The organism is Pseudomonas sp. AMR01 (genome assembly GCF_041946035.1).
Taxonomy (GTDB): Bacteria; Pseudomonadota; Gammaproteobacteria; order Pseudomonadales; family Pseudomonadaceae; genus Aquipseudomonas; species Aquipseudomonas antarctica_B.
Map to the genome: position 1 here is coordinate 25278 of NZ_JAUTYR010000003.1, position 17872 is coordinate 43149.

The 17872-nt window shown below is 54.3% G+C and carries 9 protein-coding genes; 6 read left to right on the forward strand and 3 right to left on the reverse strand.

Going from position 1 to position 17872, the window contains the following annotated elements; all coding sequences use genetic code 11:
* The first annotated feature begins 678 nt into the window (after positions 1-678).
* From Q7C20_RS03665 to Q7C20_RS03680, 4 genes are all read left to right on the forward strand, one after another.
* Positions 679-4356 (forward strand): hypothetical protein, encoded by a 3678-nt coding sequence (locus tag Q7C20_RS03665; RefSeq protein WP_375065494.1) that lies wholly within the window; start codon positions 679-681, stop codon positions 4354-4356.
* Positions 4357-4435: 79 nt separating this feature from the next.
* On the forward strand, positions 4436-6202 hold the full coding sequence (locus Q7C20_RS03670; RefSeq protein ID WP_375065496.1) for an AAA family ATPase: 1767 nt from the start codon (positions 4436-4438) through the stop codon (positions 6200-6202).
* Between the two features lie 45 nt (positions 6203-6247).
* Complete coding sequence (locus Q7C20_RS03675; RefSeq protein WP_375065498.1) at positions 6248-7303, forward strand: DNA cytosine methyltransferase; 1056 nt, start codon at positions 6248-6250, stop codon at positions 7301-7303.
* A gap of 260 nt (positions 7304-7563) precedes the next feature.
* Positions 7564-9060: a YifB family Mg chelatase-like AAA ATPase gene (locus Q7C20_RS03680; RefSeq protein WP_375065500.1), complete on the forward strand. Its 1497-nt coding sequence runs from the start codon at positions 7564-7566 to the stop codon at positions 9058-9060.
* Positions 9061-9135: 75 nt separating this feature from the next.
* Here Q7C20_RS03680 and Q7C20_RS03685 read toward each other — a convergent pair whose 3' ends face one another.
* Together Q7C20_RS03685 and Q7C20_RS03690 are read right to left on the reverse strand one after the other, a co-directional pair.
* Positions 9136-11112, reverse strand: coding sequence for a methyl-accepting chemotaxis protein (locus tag Q7C20_RS03685; protein WP_375065502.1), 1977 nt, complete (start codon positions 11110-11112; stop codon positions 9136-9138).
* A gap of 176 nt (positions 11113-11288) precedes the next feature.
* On the reverse strand, positions 11289-12209 hold the full coding sequence (locus Q7C20_RS03690) for a LysR substrate-binding domain-containing protein (protein WP_375065504.1): 921 nt from the start codon (positions 12207-12209) through the stop codon (positions 11289-11291).
* Positions 12210-12361: 152 nt separating this feature from the next.
* Between Q7C20_RS03690 and Q7C20_RS03695 the strand changes: the two genes are divergently transcribed.
* Positions 12362-13765 carry a NorM family multidrug efflux MATE transporter gene (locus Q7C20_RS03695; protein WP_375065506.1) on the forward strand — a complete coding sequence of 468 codons (1404 nt, stop codon included), beginning with the start codon at positions 12362-12364 and terminating at the stop codon, positions 13763-13765.
* A 127-nt stretch (positions 13766-13892) separates the two neighbouring features.
* Here the strand turns inward: Q7C20_RS03695 and Q7C20_RS03700 are convergent, their stop codons facing one another.
* A complete protein-coding gene (locus Q7C20_RS03700) occupies positions 13893-15557 on the reverse strand; it encodes a putative bifunctional diguanylate cyclase/phosphodiesterase (RefSeq protein WP_375065508.1) in 1665 nt (554 codons plus the stop codon).
* A 269-nt stretch (positions 15558-15826) separates the two neighbouring features.
* Between Q7C20_RS03700 and rep the strand changes: the two genes are divergently transcribed.
* Positions 15827-17836 (forward strand): DNA helicase Rep, encoded by a 2010-nt coding sequence (rep, locus tag Q7C20_RS03705; protein WP_375065510.1) that lies wholly within the window; start codon positions 15827-15829, stop codon positions 17834-17836.
* Positions 17837-17872 lie beyond the last annotated feature (36 nt).

Below are 17872 nucleotides of genomic sequence, written 5' to 3' on the forward strand. Positions count from 1 at the left end.
GCGCTCATTGGGTTAGTGCGAAAATCGTAAAAACCGAACTCTCTGTCAGACGGTGCAGCTACAAAAAACGCTAGAAAAAATCAGAACTGTTGTGGCCGCCTCCGCACACACAGGAAGCCAGAGTCGTCGCAACGTCGGCTCTGATGCTTCAACAATCGGCAATACGTGGGGCGCAGAAAGAGAAAAATAGAGCTGTCGCCGCACTTTTTCAGCAGACCAGCAACAGACACTCCTCGCCCGCTTCAGCAATGCACTGAAAACCACCTCATCCACGACTCCATATTTTGTGAATCTGCTAGTACCCTGAGAGGATGCTTTGGTGGTAAAACTGCGTACGCCTTGCTGAGTTTTTATAAGTGGCACCAGGCCGTTGATTGACACGCTCTTAGCTAATGTCAAAAAAATGATGCTAAGGGCCGGCGCACACGGAGAGACCGATGGAGAGGCAACTAAATGGAAATTAACGCGCTTTCTTATGCAAGGTTAGATTTTTTGTCGCCTAGCATTTTATGCATCCGGCATGAAATTGCCATACAGACCGTATGCTTGAGTATGAATAATCCTCATGAAACTTTCTGATGGAGCTGACACATAGACATAAATAACAATCATATACAACCAGGGACTTAAACAGCTCACCAGTATAGCTGATTAGAATAGGCAAGGGAGTAGCAAGCAATGAGTAAATACTGTTGTTTTTTTTGCCCCGCGCAAGATTATTCAGAGAAAACACTAACAGACAAATGCCCGTCGTGCCAAAGAGAGTATGGCTTTGTTCTGAAAGAGCGCCCTGCTCAGATTAGAGAGTACTCCGTAATACGAGATCTCGGAAGAGGATTCTATGGCGCAGCTTTTGTAGCGGAAAAAGGCCCCTTCAAAAGAAAATATGTGCTTAAAATCGCACCCGTCGAATTTTACACCTTCTTCTTAAAAACTTCCTTTGAGGAAGAAACAAAATTACACGCGCGGCTTGCCGAATCCGCTGAGCACGTAGTAGGTATAGATGACCGCTTTGACGAAAATATTAAATTTTCGGATGGGTCAGTTTTATCATGCCACGTAACTGTTCTGGACTTTGTTAGTGGCGACTTACTTCGTGATTATATTACTGGGACCATCATTCCTTCTTCAGCGACGATATGCCAAATAGCAATTGATCTCTTAAGAATCAGAGCAGAATTTGAAGTCAATGAACTGAATCACAATGATCTACATGCTGAAAACTTAATAGTTGAGCAACTACCTCCAACCGGTCGTAGACAAAGTGCAATAGATGACTCTATTAGAGTGAAGGCTATTGACCTTGGAAGTATCTCAGACGCCAGCAAAAGCGGTGGGAGCAGGCAAGGGGATTTATTATTCATCGCCGAACATGTTGATTCGCTTCTAGACCGACTACTTTCTGACCCATCAAAATTAGAAGACCGAGACTACCGGACAGCCCTAGCGCTGCAAGGGATCGTTCATAGCCTGTTAACTGACGCGCAGAATATCCGCCAGCCAAACCCCAGCGATCTTATTGGGCAGATAGAGGAAGCATATTATCGCGCCGCACAGCCTTGGAAGCCTTGGAGTGCACCATTTAAGTTAAAGGGGTTTGCCGACCATTATAATGCTCAGACACTCGTTTCTTGGGATGTACCAAGATTGCTTGTGGATCCTGACGGACGCTGGTTATCCGAGGTTACGAAACCCGGACCGCAGATTATCACAGGAATGCGCGGCTGTGGTAAAACCATGCTACTCAGAGCTCTGGACATTCACGCTAGAGCTGCACTAAGTGAAAATGAAGAGTCGAAACATGCTGTAGAGCGCGTTCGCGGAGATGGTTTCGTTGGTCTATTTGTATCGGCGCAACGCCTCTTAGATCTCCGACAATCGAACGCCAAACTGGAGCAAAGATTAACTCGGCTATATGTATATTACGCGCTCCAAGCCGCAAGAGCTTTAATGCATCTGCGAGATCTAGCATCCACAAATGTAATATCGAATGCACACTCAAAACTCAGCCATGCTGTCTCGGACTATCTTGAAGGCGGAGAATCGCTCAAGGATGCTTCATCGATCGACGATCTTGAAAGACGCCTAGAGCATATCGCAGTATTAACTTCCAGAGGCAGCAATGATTTTTTGGTCAAACAATCTCCGTCCGACATATTCCCTCATCTCGCTGAACAATTCAGAAGTTGTAGTGACGTAATTTCAAACTCTTCGGTATTCTTTTTACTTGACGATGTATCTACGAGATATCTAGAGCTCGACAGAATCGACGAGATCCTGACTGCACTACTTTTTCAAAATCCGATTTGCGCATTCAAGTTTACTTCCGAATGGCAGACTATAGAATTAGGTTTAAGATCTCCCGGAAGAATCCATCCTATTAGAGTTGATAGAGACCTTGCTGTTTTCGATCTTGGGGCCGATGTCTACGACACCATTAATTCTAACGGCAAAGGAAAAGGTGAGGACTTTGTCGAGAGAATACTTCAACAGCGCGCAAACTTCCACATATCACATCCGAAGTATACTCCTCGCCAGCTACTAGGAGATATTCCTCTAGAACAAGTCGCACGAGAAATAGCATCATCAAGCTCAACATCTAAAGAAAAAAAACAGGCTTATCGTGGCATATCCTGCCTCACCAGTGTCTGTGTTGGTGATATTGGAGATGTAGTAAAGCTCTATGAAGAAATAATTAAAAGAGCATCATCCAACAGGTCTCACATAAACGTACCCATTGCGGACAACATACAAGCTGACTGCTTTCAAGCGATAAGTTCAAGAAGACTATATGACCTCAATAGAAGAGGCGGGTATTATAAAGATCATGCCTTAGCTTTTGCGCAGTCCGCCCACGACTTACTTACTAGATCTTATCGTGAAAGCCAAAAAAACCCTCAGAGCACCCAGCGCCTTAGACAATACTCCTCCATCTACGTTAGGGTCATGACGGAGGATCAAGAAAGCCTAACAGCTCAAATAGATCAACTTCGAGAGTTAATTGATGCTGGAGTATTCGTCTACGCTGGCGGTGGCGCCCCAAGGACGAAAACAAAAGACTCGAATCCAATGCAGCAGTTTAAGCTCAGCTATAGGAAAATTTATGGCTTGGCCGCTTTTATAGGACTAGCTGATCGAGATCGATTTGAGCTGTCCGGCGAAGATCTCAGAGAGTGGCTTGGAAAGCCAGACAAAGAGATACTACTCAAAAACCAGATCAAGACTGAGCTTGAGATTACTTCAATAACAGAAACGTTTTCTACGCAACCACACGATCCATCTTCGATCGAAGTTAATGTCCAAACAAGCTTATTCCAAGAAGGAATAGAAATAGAAAAAGATAACGAAATAGATGGTGACACATACAGCGCAAAAACGATTGACGTAAAAATAAATGAAATTCAAATTAACACCCTCGGAACACTAGATATCACAGACGTTCTCGTTGGACTGGGCTTCGAAGAGAGAACACTAGCATCAAACAAACTGCTAGCAAACAACGTAAAATCAGTGAACATCCACGCGTTAAAGTATGATCAGGCGGGGCGTGCGAAAGAGATCAGGAAACTGTGGAAAAATGCAGGAGTAGAAATACATGAAACTACTTACCGAACGGGAAATCCAAATCTGCCTCGCTTCGGAGGCGTTGGTCTAATTGATATTTCAGGACTACCAAAACCTGTAATTTTTACTTCCATTCAACGGGAGCTTCAGGACAAGGGGAAAGTGTATGTTCTGCATATGTCTGCACTGCAGCATTATCCGTTGCAAGAAGAGCTCCAGAATATTTTTGATGCCGAGGAGTCCCATAACCCTTTGGCCCTATTGGAGAGCTTAGGGAAAGTTCTAAAAGGTGAAATTGGTCCTTATTCTGATATCAAACTTATAGACGAGCAAGTTGATTTATCACGCAGTCGCGCCTTACTCGCATTCGCCTCCGCAAAACACGAACGACTTTCCTCCCTATTGGATCGGAGAGAATTTGATTACGTGGAGATAATTGCTCCTATAGGCGACGAACCCCGAGCTCGTGTAGCTAATTATGCAGCAGAGTTCGTATGCCAAAATTTTCAAAGCTCGGCTGTTACGAAAGTTGACGGATATAGTCTAGAAAACATATTAAAATATATAGATGATCGCTACTTGGATATATATTCATCTGCCGGAGCAAACATAGAGCTGGGCTTGACCGGCTCTAAAATTCAGGCTGTGGCGGCTGCAATTCTTGCGTCACGGCGCAAAATCGCTCAAGCTTGGTATTTAAGTCCAAAACGATTTGATGAAGAGCGATTTTCTCAGGGCGTAGGCGAAGCAAGATTATACGAAATATCTATAAACACCCAAATAAAAACATAGACAGTATCATGACCAGAGGGGGGATCCCCCTCTGACACCATTAAAATCTAGCAAAAAATCTACAGCGCGAGAAAAGGCAATGCCAAGCAAAATAATAGAAGCATTAATACAAGAACTATTAAACTTCAAGCCGGGCGCCCCACTACTTCACTACATAACTCACGCCAGATTCCCAAATTTTAAAGGTCTTGAACCTGGTTCTAGGATAGAGTTTCCTTTTCCACTAACCGCGCTAGTCGGAGCGAATGGTATAGGCAAGAGTTCAGTGCTACATGCGCTTCAAGGAATGCCGGATGGTGAAACCACTGCAAAATTTTGGTTTTCCACTGCAATGGATCCGATTTCGACAAAAGTTCAAGATCCACCTCGCTATATTTATGGACACTGGCACCAGACTTATAAAGATGTCGTAGAGACCAGAAAGGCTAGAATTTACAGCAAAAAAAGAGACTATGAGTACTGGGAACCAACAAAGGTGACCAAAGGTGACGATATGTTGCCAATGCCAGAAAAACCTTATGCGAGAAAAGACAAGGACCGTTGGAATCCTGTACAAAAAACTGTTGTATACATGAACATGAAAGTAATAATTGGCGCTTTTGACAGGACTTTTAACTTTGGCACAAGTACTGAGCAGATCGCGGCAAAGCATGCAGAGATGCGAGCTGGAGCTAGGAAGCTCAAAAGTGTAATTGACCGTAATGCCTCTAGTTGGATGCTTGGTGGAGGCAGGGAGCGAGTCTTCGAAAATCGACTATTGACTGATGAAGAGCTCGCGCAGGTTTCTAAGATTTTAGGCCGACCATATCAATCAGCCCAGTACATAAAGCACTCGCTTTATCCTGAGCAGAAAGGTGGGGATATTAGCGTCGTTTTCGATCGTGGCTTCAAATATTCTGAAGCGTTTGCTGGCAGTGGTGAAATAGCCATTGTAACTTTGGTAGTCCGCATAATTTCCGCGCCGAAATATTCACTCGTTCTACTCGACGAACCCGAAACTTCCCTACATCCCGGGGCTCAACGCGAGCTTTTAATATTTTTACTGTCTGAAATCAAGAAAAAACACTTACAAATTGTTATCTCCACACATTCATTTGACTTCATTCAAGATCTACCTCCAAATGCACTAAAAGTATTCGAAGATAATGGGACAGGTAAAACAAGGGTTTTAAACGAATGCTCCCCTTTTATAGCCTTAAACCGGCTGGGCAAGACCCTTGGGGATAAAAAACGTATATATGTTGAGGATCCTCTTGCTAAAGCAGTAGTTGAACGCGCAATGGAGGGGCTAGACCTCGGCGAACAAAGTGCACTTGAAATAGTCGTCGCGCCTGGGGGGGCAAACGGGATTGTTTGCAAACAGATTCCAACGCACATCACAGCAGAATCCGATTGCTACGTCTTTTTAGATGGTGATCAGAGAGTTGTACAAAGTTTCACAGACCCAGCTAGCTTAGCGCCTCTAGACCATAGAAAATTAGAAGATCTTATTTTTAATGAAATGGGCTGTCGGCCGCAATTTCCGCTCAACGGAGGGAATGATGTTAAAGGCAACGCCAAAGATAAAGTCACACATCAACTAGCATATCTGGGTTGGGTTCGATTGCGGCTCGATTATCTGCCACAGAAATGCCCTGATGCCATTCTTCTCTCGCCGCCAGAGCGAAAAGGGCTGGTAACCTCCGAGGATTTCAAAAAAGCGCTTCACAACAAAATTGGACATGGGCAAACTGCTGAGGGATTTCTAGGGGTGGTTCGCTATTTGCTTGCTGCGCTGCCCGACGGGAATGCAGATTTATCTGCCGTGCGAGCAACGTTGAAACGGTGGCTAGCAGTCCCAAGCTGAATCCATGTTGAAGAAACTGCCTAAGCCAATTGCGAACACAAAATTATGTCAAGTATTCCAAAAAATCCTAAACTCACCGCACTTGATTTATTCAGCGGCTGCGGAGGCCTAAGCGTTGGGCTCAAGCAGGCCGGGTTTCGTGTCGCAGCAGCAGTGGAGATCAACCCAAAAGCTCAAGAGACCTACGCTCTCAACCATCCCAACGTGAAGCTTTATTCGGAAGACATTCGTACACTGAATGCATCGGCTATCTTAGCCGAGCTCGGTCTAGAAGTAGGTGACCTTGACTTGCTAGCAGGATGCCCTCCCTGCCAAGGGTTCTCTAGGTTGAGGACAAAAAATAAGGGATCATCCGTATTCGACCCCAGAAATGACCTGGTCAGCGACTTTCTGCGCTTTGCCGAAGAGATGCTTCCAAAGTGCATAATGATGGAAAATGTCCCCGCGTTGGCCGATGACAGTAGATTTTTAACCCTATGTAAAGGCATCGAAACCCTTGGCTATTCTTACGTAGTGCAAATCTTGGACGCCGCTGATTATGGCGTTCCGCAGCGCCGGAAAAGATTAATATTGCTAGCGTCTCGCGTTCATCAGCCAGTCGTGGGTGAAAAACATACTAAACGAGTTACCGTTCGCAACGCTATTGCCCATATTCCTGCGCGCTCGTCGACAACAGACGCACTTCATGCTATGCCAGAGCGTAGAACTGAAAAAGTTATGGCGTTGATCAAACATATTCCGAAAGATGGAGGAAGTCGTGCAGACTTACCAGAGGAATTTCAATTAGCTTGTCATAAGAGAACTAATGGCTTTAACGATGTTTATGGACGTATGGCTTGGGATGACGTAGCTCCTACAATCACTAGCGGATGCTTCAACCCCTCGAAAGGCCGATTTCTTCACCCATCAGATGACAGAACTATTACGCTCCGAGAGGCAGCAGCACTCCAAGGATTCCCACTAAACTATCGTTTCAACACACTCCATGGCAAAGAATCAATAGCACTAATGATTGGCAACGCGCTACCCCCTCCTTTTATTGCCGCCCATGCTTCAAAATTGCATGAAGGGATATCAACTCAAAATGACAAGGACATATAACTAGGTCTCGAATAATAGGCTTATGGACAAATTATCTCACACATAAATATACAGCGATAAATTCTCCTTACACTCCACTGAAGCAAAGCCAAAATAAAAGTGTAATTAAGTTAAATTTAAAAAAATAGCAAAAGTCCAACAGCTCATTGAGCTGCTGGGCCCTTCTGATACGTCCTGTAAACACTCCCCGCCTCACCCCTCCCCACCTCGTCTACCCTTGAAACACCCGCAGGAAGCGGCCCTCCACTCAAGGAACGAGCATGTCCCTCGCCATCGTCCACAGCCGCGCCCAAATTGGCGTTGAAGCCCCTGCCGTCACCGTAGAAGTGCACATGGCCAATGGTCTGCCGTCCCTGACGCTGGTGGGCCTGCCCGAAACCGCCGTGAAGGAAAGCAAGGACCGCGTGCGCAGTGCCATTCTCAACTCCGCGCTGCAATACCCCGCCCGCCGCATCACCCTCAACCTCGCGCCAGCCGACCTGCCCAAGGATGGCGCGCGCTTTGATTTGGCGATTGCCCTGGGGATTCTTGCGGCGAGTGTGCAGGTGCCGTCACTGATGCTCGATGACGTGGAGTGCCTCGGGGAATTGGCGCTGTCCGGCGAGGTGCGCGCGGTAAAAGGCGTGTTGCCTGCAGCGTTGGCTGCGCGCAAGGCCGGGCGCACCTTGATAGTGCCGCGGGCGAATGCCGAGGAAGCGTGCCTGGCGTCGGGCTTGAAGGTCATTGCAGTGGATCACTTGCTGCAAGTGGTGGCCCATTTGAATGGGCATGTGCCGATTGAACCGTATAAGTCCGACGGTTTGCAGTATCTGAACAAACCTTATCCAGACTTGAGTGAAGTGCAGGGCCAATTGGCGGCCAAACGCGCCTTGCTGATTGCGGCGGCGGGGGCTCATAACTTGCTGTTCAGCGGCCCGCCAGGTACGGGCAAAACATTACTCGCCAGCCGGCTTCCCGGGTTACTGCCGCCCTTGAGCGAGCATGAAGCGCTGGAGGTGGCGGCGATTCAGTCGGTGGTCAGCCTTGCGCCGCTGAGCCATTGGCCTCATCGGCCGTTTCGTCAGCCACACCATTCGGCATCTGGCCCGGCGCTCGTCGGCGGCGGGTCAAAGCCGCAGCCGGGGGAAATTACCCTGGCCCATCACGGCGTGTTGTTTCTGGATGAGCTGCCGGAATTTGATCGAAAAGTGCTGGAGGTGCTGCGCGAACCGCTGGAATCAGGCCATATCGTGATTTCCCGTGCGCGTGACCGAGTCAGCTTCCCGGCGCGATTCCAGCTGGTCGCAGCCATGAACCCCTGCCCCTGCGGCTACCTCGGCGAGCCCAGCGGGCGCTGCCGTTGCACGCCGGAGCAGATCCAGCGCTACCGCAACAAACTTTCGGGGCCGTTGCTGGATCGTATCGATTTGCACCTCACCGTCGCCCGCGAAACGACGGCAATCAATCCGACCCTGCAGCCTGGCGACAACACCGCAAAGGCCTCGGCGCAAGTGGCCGAAGCCCGTGAGCGCCAGCAAAAACGCCAGGGCTGCGCCAATGCCTTCCTTGATCTGCCGGGATTACGCGTGCACTGCAAACTGGCGAAGGTCGATGAAAGCTGGCTGGAAAGCGCCTGCGAGCGGCTGACGCTGTCGCTGCGCGCTGCCCACCGGTTGCTCAAGGTTGCGCGTACCCTGGCCGACCTTGAACGGGTGGAGAACATCGCCCGGCATCACTTGGCAGAGGCGCTGCAATACCGGCCGGCAGCAATTACTTGAGCCTGGCGCCAGCCCCGTGCGGGAAGGAGCAAGCCCCCGCCCACATGGGATTAACTGCGCCTGGACGACCGGGTTTCAGTGGAACCGGTCCACTTCATGGCGCAAGCCGGCCGCCAGGGTTTCCAGCTCCTTGGCAGTAACCGCCAGGTTTGACACCACTTCACGCTGCTCGCTGTTAGCCAGCGCAATACTCTGCAAGTTGCTGCTGAGCAAGGTCGCGGTGCTGCTTTGCTCCTGAGTGGCGGTGGTAATCGCGGCGAACTGCTGACCGGCGGAGCGGCTTTGTTCATCAATGCGCGCCAGTGCCGAAGCCACGTCGGCGTTACGCGACAGGCCTTCCTGCATCAGCGTGTTGCCTTGCTCCATGGTGCTGATGGCATTGCCGGTTTCCTGCTGGATGCTCTGGATCATCACCGAAATTTCGTCAGTGGCCTGACGGGTACGCGATGCCAGGTTACGCACTTCGTCAGCCACCACGGCAAACCCGCGGCCCTGCTCACCCGCGCGGGCTGCTTCGATGGCAGCATTCAGTGCCAGCAGGTTGGTCTGTTCGGCGATCGAGGTGATCACACCGACGATCCCGCCGATCTCCTGAGAACGCTGGCCCAAGGTGTTGATCACCGTGGCCGTGCTGTTCAGGGAAGCGGCGATATGCTCCAGGGACGACGACGCCTCTTGCATCGAGGTGCGACCAATTCGGGTCTGCTGCGCATTTTCCTGGGCGAGACGCTCGGTGTTGCCCATGTTGTCGGCGATGTTCAGCGACGTGGCACTGAATTCTTCCACGGCGCCGGCCATGCTGGTGATCTCGCCGGACTGCTGCTCCATGCCTTCATAGGCACCGCCCGACAAACCGGACAGCGCCTGCGCCCGGCTGTTGACCTCTTCGGCCGCCGTGCGAATGCGCGACACCATGGTCGACAGCGCTTCACCCATCTGGTTGAAGCTGCTGGCTAACTGGCCGATTTCGTCATGGCTGGACACATTCAAGCGCGCACTCAAATCACCTGCGCCCAAGGCTTCGGCCTGACGCACCAAGTCACTCAATGGCTGCAATTTGCTGCGCAGCAACCAGACCGTCGCGACCACCGCCAGCAACATCGCAAGCACGCTGCCAATCACCAGGCGAATGCCCACCGCCCACGTGACGGCGCGAATTTCGGATTTTGGCATGCTCGCCACTACCGACCAAGGGCCGCCGTCAAACGCTACCGAAACGCTGTAGAAATCTTCGTTCTTGTCACTCCAGAAACGACCTTCGCCCGGCTTTTTGGCCAGGTCGAGCATCACCGGGATCGCCTGATCCAGCGCCTCCACGCCCGCCGGCGGCACCAGCCAGTGTTTCTGCTCATCGAGCAGAGCCAGGGAACCGGTCTTGCCGATACGGAAACGCTTGAGGTTATCGAACTGGGCCTTCTGCTCGTCGGTGTAATCAAAACCAATAAACAACACGGCAATAACTTTGCCGCTGGCATCACGCACCGGGCTGTACTGGGTCATGTAGGAGCGATCAAACAGCACCGCGCGGCCCACATAATTCTGCCCGGCCAGCAGACGCTGGTATGCCGGGTGCTGGTGGTCGAGCACGGTGCCGATGGCGCGATTGCCGTCCTGCTTGGTCAGGGACGTGCTGATGCGGATGAAGTCTTCGCCGCTGCGCACAAAAACTGTGGCCACGCCGCCGGATATCTGCTTGAACTCGTCCACATCAGTGAAGTTGTTGTTCAGCACGTTATCCCCCAGATACAGGCCAGGGGTCTGCGTGCCGGCCACCGTCACCGGCTGGTCCGCCCGCACGCTCAAGCCCGCGACGAAGCGCTTTTCAAACAGCCCGCTCAAACGCTGGGTACTTTCGCGCAAGGTGCTGTGGAACGTGTTGAGCTGGTCGGCGAGCAAACGCGCCTCGCTGGCCAAGTGTTCCTCGCGGGTAGCGAGGTTGGCCGAGTCGAGAGACCGCAAGGCGAAGACGGTACTGCCGCTGATGACGACTGCCAAAATAATGGCCAAGGCGAGGCCTAACTGAGAGGCGATCCGAGCGCGAGGTTGAGACATAAGAGCTCCTGGCCGAGGCCAGGATCATCCTGATCTCATAGCGTTGCTCGGCAAATTATCTGGTAGGAAACGTTGGCGCACGAAGGCACCAACACACCTTCTTCGGCGGGCGCGGCCAATACTTGAGCGATTTGCAGGGGCATCGCGCAAACGATTGCTCAAACGCGGTGTCCCGCTTAATCCAGGCGCTCAACCTCGGGCAGCTCCATGGCCCTGACTTCACCCTGGAGAAACTCCGCCAACCGCCGCAAACGCTCACCGCCGGGACGGGTTTTGGGCCACACCAGGTAGTAATTTTCCCCACTGGCCACTGCCGTCGGCCACGGCAGGCTCAATCGCGCCTGGGCCACGTCTTCGGCCACCATCAGCAGGTCGCCAATGGACACGCCATACCCCCGCGCGGCGGCGACCATGCCCAGTTCCAGTGTGTCAAACACCTGCCCGCCCTTGAGTGACACTTGGGATGACAACCCCATGCGCTGCAGCCAGTTGCGCCAGTCGCGGCGGTCGGGCGTGGGGTGCAGCAACTCGGCGGCGGCCAGGCGGTTGACGTCCCATGGCCCGTCATTCAACAAATTCGGCGCGCCCACCGGAATCAGCAGTTCGGGGAACAGGTAGCTCGCCTCCCAGTCCGCCGGAAAATGCCCGTGGCTCAACAGCACCGCGCAGTCGAAAGGCTCGTTATTGAAGTCCACCTCATCCACGTTCATCCACGCGCTGGTCAGTTGCACCTCATTGCCAGGCTGCAACGCCCGGAAACGACTGAGGCGCGCGAGCAACCAGCGCATAGTCAGGGTCGACGGCGCCTTCATGCGCAAAATGTCGTCTTCGGCATTCAGGGTGTGGCATGCCCGCTCGAGCGCCGCGAAGCCTTCGCGTACGCCGGGTAGCAGCAAACGCGCGGCCTCAGTGAGTTGCAAGGTGCGGCCGCTGCGCTGGAACAGGCGGCAGGCGAAGTGCTCTTCCAGCGTGCGGATATGCCGGCTCACCGCACTTTGTGTGATCGACAATTCCTCCGCCGCGCGGGTGAAAGAGTTGTGCCGGGAAGCCGCCTCGAAGGCACGCAGGGCATACAGCGGAGGTAGACGACGAGACATGGGGAAAGCTCCGGCGGCGCAATGTTCAAACCCTACCAGAATCGCTCAGGCATGAGTTTTAATCATGCTGAGCATCACATTTATCCTTTTGTGCAATGGCCTGAAAGCGCCGAGAATCAACCCTTCCACACCCTTCTGATTTTTTGAGCGTGATGATCATGCAACATCCGGTACGTTCCGAACTCTGGGCCATTCTGCGGCTGTCAGGGCCGTTGATTGCCTCACAGTTGGCGCACATGTTGATGGTGCTGACCGACACCTTGATGATGGCCCGCCTCAGCCCGCAAGCCCTGGCCGGCGGTGGTCTGGGCGCGGCGAGCTATTCGTTCGTGGCGATTTTCTGCATCGGCGTGATTGCGGCTGTAGGCACCCTTGTTGCCATTCGGCATGGTGCCCGCGATATCGAAGGCGCCACCCGCCTGACTCAGGCCGGGCTTTGGCTCGCGTGGCTGATGGCGCTGGCGGCGGCGGTGCTGATGTGGAACATCAAACCGGTGCTGCTGTTGTTCGGCCAGACCGAAACCAATGTGCAGGCGGCGGGGCAGTTTTTAACGTTTCTGCCTTTCGCCCTGCCTGGCTACCTGAGTTTCATCGCCTTGCGCGGCTTCACCAGCGCCATCGGCAAGGCCACGCCGGTGATGGTGATCAGCCTGTGTGGCACCGTGCTCAACTACTTTCTCAACCACGCGCTGATTGAGGGCATGTTCGGCCTGCCCAAGCTGGGCCTGGCGGGCATCGGCCTGGTCACGGCCATCGTCGCCAATTGCATGGCCCTGGCACTGATGTGGTACATCCGCAGCAACCGGGCGTATGCGGCCTACCCGCTGAGCAAAGGCCTGCTGCGCCTCAATACCCACTATTTGCGCGAGCTGTGGCGCCTGGGCCTGCCAATTGGCGGCACTTATGCGGTGGAAGTCGGGTTGTTCGCCTTCGCGGCGCTGTGCATGGGCACCATGGGCAGCACGCAACTGGCGGCGCATCAGATTGCCCTGCAAATCGTCTCGGTGGCGTTCATGGTGCCAGCGGGTATGTCTTACGCAATCACGATGCGCATCGGCCAGCACTACGGCGCCGGGCAACTGCTACAGGCGCGCATGGCGGGGCGCGTGGGCATCGGATTTGGTGCGGCAGTCATGTTGGGATTTGCAGTGGTTTTGTGGCTGTTTTCCGATTCGCTGATCGGACTGTTCCTCGACCACAACGACCCGGCGTTCCATGACGTTATTGTGCTGGCCGTCAGCTTGCTGGCTGTCGCGGCGTGGTTTGAACTGTTCGACGGCGTGCAAACCATCGCCATGGGCTGCATTCGCGGGCTGAAAGACGCCAAGACCACGTTCCTGGTGGGTTTAGGCTGTTACTGGCTGATCGGTGCGCCGTCTGCGTGGTTGATGGCATTCACCCTGGGCTGGGGGCCGACCGGCGTGTGGTGGGGTTTGGCGCTGGGGCTGGCGTGTGCGGCGGTGAGTTTGACTTGGGCGTTTGAGGCGAAGATGAAGCGGATGATTCGGCGGGAGCCGGACGCACACCCTGCATTCGAGGCCATGCAACCCGACTGACAGGATGTACTCGGTGAATGTGGGAGCTGGCTTGCCTGCGATGGCGGCGCGTCAGGCAAGTATTTATTGGCTGGCCCACCGCTATCGCAGGCAAGCCAGCTCCCACAGATTTTATTGGGTGTTCAATTCAGCCCAGCAGCGCCTGCTGGCTTTTGCCGAACGTCAAATAGTCCACCAATTCCGGCAACGGCAACGGCTTGCTGATCAGATAGCCCTGAGCCTGATCACAACCAAACAACCTCAGCAACGCCAGCTGCTCCGGCGTTTCCACGCCTTCAGCCACCACTTCCAGATTCAGGTTGTGCGCCAGGTTGATCATGGCATGCACCAGCTTGCGGTTCTCTTCGCGCTCTTCCATGCCGCCGACAAAGCTCTTGTCGATCTTCAACAACGCAATCGGCAGGCTGTTGAGGTGCACGAACGATGAAAAACCGGTGCCGAAGTCATCCAGGGAAAACCGCACGCCCAGCCGCCCGAGGGCGTCCATGGTCTGCTTGACCAGATCGCTGCGCCGCATTACTGCGGTTTCAGTCAGCTCGAATTCCAGCCATTGCGCTTCCACACCCCGTTCGGTAATCAGCCGGCTCAACGTCGAGAGTAACTGGCTGTCCTGAAACTGGCGAAATGACAGGTTGACCGCCATGTGCAGCGGCGGCAGGCCGCGTTCGCGCAGGTCTTGCATGTCACGCAGGGCGCGGGAAATAACCCAATAACCCAAAGGTACAATCAAGCCGCTCTGCTCGGCCAACGGCACAAATTCGCTCGGCGGCAACAGGCCACGTTCGCCATGGCGCCAGCGCACCAAGGCCTCCAGGCCGACGATATGCCCGTCGTCCAGGTCCAGGCGCGGCTGGTAGTGCAGCTCCAGCTCATCCCGGCGCAGGGCGCGGCGCAGTTCACTTTCCAGGTCGGCCAGGCTGCGCGCGTTGCGGTTGATGCGTTCATTGAAGATATGAAAAGTGCAACCCTGGGTGCTTTTGGCCTGCTGCATAGCAATGTGCGCGTGCCACATCAACGGATCAGCACCGGCGCGCGCGCGCGCATGCGCCACGCCAAGGCTGCAGCCGATCAACAGGCTTTCGCCATCCACCCAATACGGCTCGGCCATGGCTTCGGTGATGCGCTCGGCCATCCATTCGGCGCGCTGGGGCGCGCGGCGGGTATCGATCAGCAAGGCGAATTCATCGCTGCCCAGCCGCGCCAGTTGGTCACCGGCCTCAAGCTGGCTCTTGAGCCGCGACACCACTTGCAGGATCAACCTGTCACCGGCCTGATGGCCGAGGGCGTCGTTGGCGTGGCGAAAGTTGTCGAGGTCCAGATGGCCGAGGGCCAGGCCGCGCCCTTCGTTTTCCGCCAGCCGCGCCGCCAGCAAGGTCTGAAAGCCCTGGCGGTTGGCGATACCGGTGAGCGGGTCCTGCTCGGCCAGGCGTTGCAGGGTGTTTTCCAGCACACCGCGTTCGCGAACATGGCGCAGGCAGCGGCGCAGCGTATCGGCGTCCAAAACGCCACGGACCAGCCAATCACTGACGCCCAACGGTGAAACCAGCGGTTCCTGTTCCAACAGCAATACACACGGCAAGCTGCAGCGGCCGGGGCCTGGCTGCAGGCCGGAGGTGGTCAATAGCACGGCACCGTGGTCGTTATCGAACAGACGACTCACCGAGTCCCAGTTGGGTGCACTGATAAGTACAGCCCCTTCGCCCATCGGCGCCAGGCACTCGCGCAACAACGCTGCCCACGCTGGCTCATCGGCCAGTAGCAGCAAACGCAAGGGTTCGACAGGCGTAGACAAGCTAGCTCCCTAGACTCTGCAAGATTTTGTTGGCGGCGGGCATTATGACGTGCGGCCTGATAATCACCAGTGACAGCAATTATCAAATACACAGGTTGCAGACCTTAGTCGCAACCTTAGTCGAAAAAAGCCCCCCACATCCTGCGGCAAAGTATCAAAACCGGCAAATTTAGATCGAGCGGTACGTCACACTGTCGTTCTGTCAGAGCAGAATCCTGTGAGCCTGTTAAAATGCCCGCCCTTTTGATCAACGACTCCCTGAACTCTGTATGTCCCGACTCAATCCCCGGCAGCAAGAAGCCGTGAACTACGTCGGCGGCCCTCTATTGGTGCTCGCCGGTGCCGGTTCCGGCAAGACCAGCGTGATCACCCGCAAAATCGCGCACCTGATCCAGAACTGCGGCATCCGCGCCCAGTACATCGTCGCCATGACCTTTACCAACAAGGCGGCGCGGGAAATGAAAGAGCGTGTGGGCACGCTGCTCAAGGGCGGCGAAGGCCGGGGCCTCACCGTGTGTACCTTCCACAACCTGGGCCTGAACATCATCCGCAAGGAGCACGCGCGCCTGGGCTACAAGCCGGGCTTCTCGATCTTTGACGAGACTGATGTGAAGTCGCTGATGACCGACATCATGCAGAAGGAATACGCGGGCGACGACGGCGTGGATGAGATCAAGAACATGATCGGCGCCTGGAAAAACGACCTGGTCCTGCCCGCCCAGGCCCTGGAAAATGCGCGCAACCCCAAAGAGCAGACCGCCGCCATCGTCTACACCCACTACCAGCGCACGCTCAAGGCGTTCAACGCGGTGGACTTCGACGACCTGATCCTGCAGCCGGTAAAGCTGTTCGAGGAACACGCCGACGTCCTCGAAAAATGGCAGAACAAGGTGCGCTACCTGCTGGTGGACGAATACCAGGACACCAACGCCAGCCAGTATTTGCTGGTAAAAATGCTGATCGGCAAGCGCAACCAGTTCACCGTGGTCGGCGACGACGACCAGTCGATCTACGCCTGGCGCGGCGCCCGCCCGGAAAACCTGATGCTGCTCAAGGACGACTACCCGTCCCTGAAAGTGGTGATGCTGGAGCAGAACTACCGCTCCACCAGCCGCATCTTGCGCTGCGCCAACGTGCTGATCTCGAACAACCCCCACGCGTTTGAAAAACAGCTGTGGAGTGAGATGGGCCACGGTGACGAAATTCGTGTGATCCGTTGCCGCAACGAAGACGCCGAAGCCGAGCGCGTGGCCGTCGAACTGTTGACGTTGCACCTGCGCACCGACCGGCCGTACAGCGACTTTGCGATTTTGTATCGCGGTAACTATCAGGCGAAGTTGATCGAGCTGAAGCTGCAGCATCACCAGATTCCCTATCGCCTGTCGGGCGGCAACAGCTTTTTCGGACGTCAGGAAGTCAAAGACCTGATGGCCTACTTCCGGCTGATCGTGAACCCGGATGACGACAACGCCTTCCTGCGCGTGATCAACGTGCCGCGCCGTGAAATCGGCTCGACCACCCTGGAAAAACTCGGCAACTACGCCACCGAACGCAAGATCTCGATGTACGCCGCCACCGACGAAATCGGTTTGGGCGAGCATCTGGACACGCGCTTCACCGACCGCCTGGCGCGCTTCAAGCGTTTCATGGACAAGGTCCGCGAGCAGTGTGCCGGCGAAGACCCGATCAGCGCGCTGCGCAGCATGGTCATGGACATCGACTATGAAAACTGGCTGCGCACCAACAGCTCCAGCGACAAGGCTGCGGATTACCGCATGGGCAACGTCTGGTTCCTGATCGAAGCGTTGAAAAACACGCTGGAGAAGGACGAAGAAGGCGAGATGACCGTCGAAGACGCCATCGGCAAACTGGTGCTACGCGACATGCTGGAGCGTCAGCAGGAAGAGGAAGACGGCGCCGAAGGCGTGCAGATGATGACCTTGCATGCCTCCAAGGGCCTGGAATTTCCCTACGTGTTCATCATGGGCATGGAAGAGGAAATTCTCCCACACCGCTCCAGCATCGAAGCTGACACCATTGAGGAAGAACGGCGACTGGCCTACGTGGGCATTACCCGCGCGCGTCAGACCCTGGCCTTCACCTTTGCCGCCAAGCGCAAGCAGTACGGCGAGATTATTGATTGTGCCCCCAGCCGGTTTCTCGATGAGCTGCCACCGGACGACCTGGCCTGGGAAGGCAATGACGACACCCCGACCGAGGTGAAGGCCGTTCGCGGCAACACCGCCCTGGCGGACATTCGCGCGATGTTAAAGCGCTAGAATCGACTACTTTTTAATCTACTTTCGGCGCCCAGC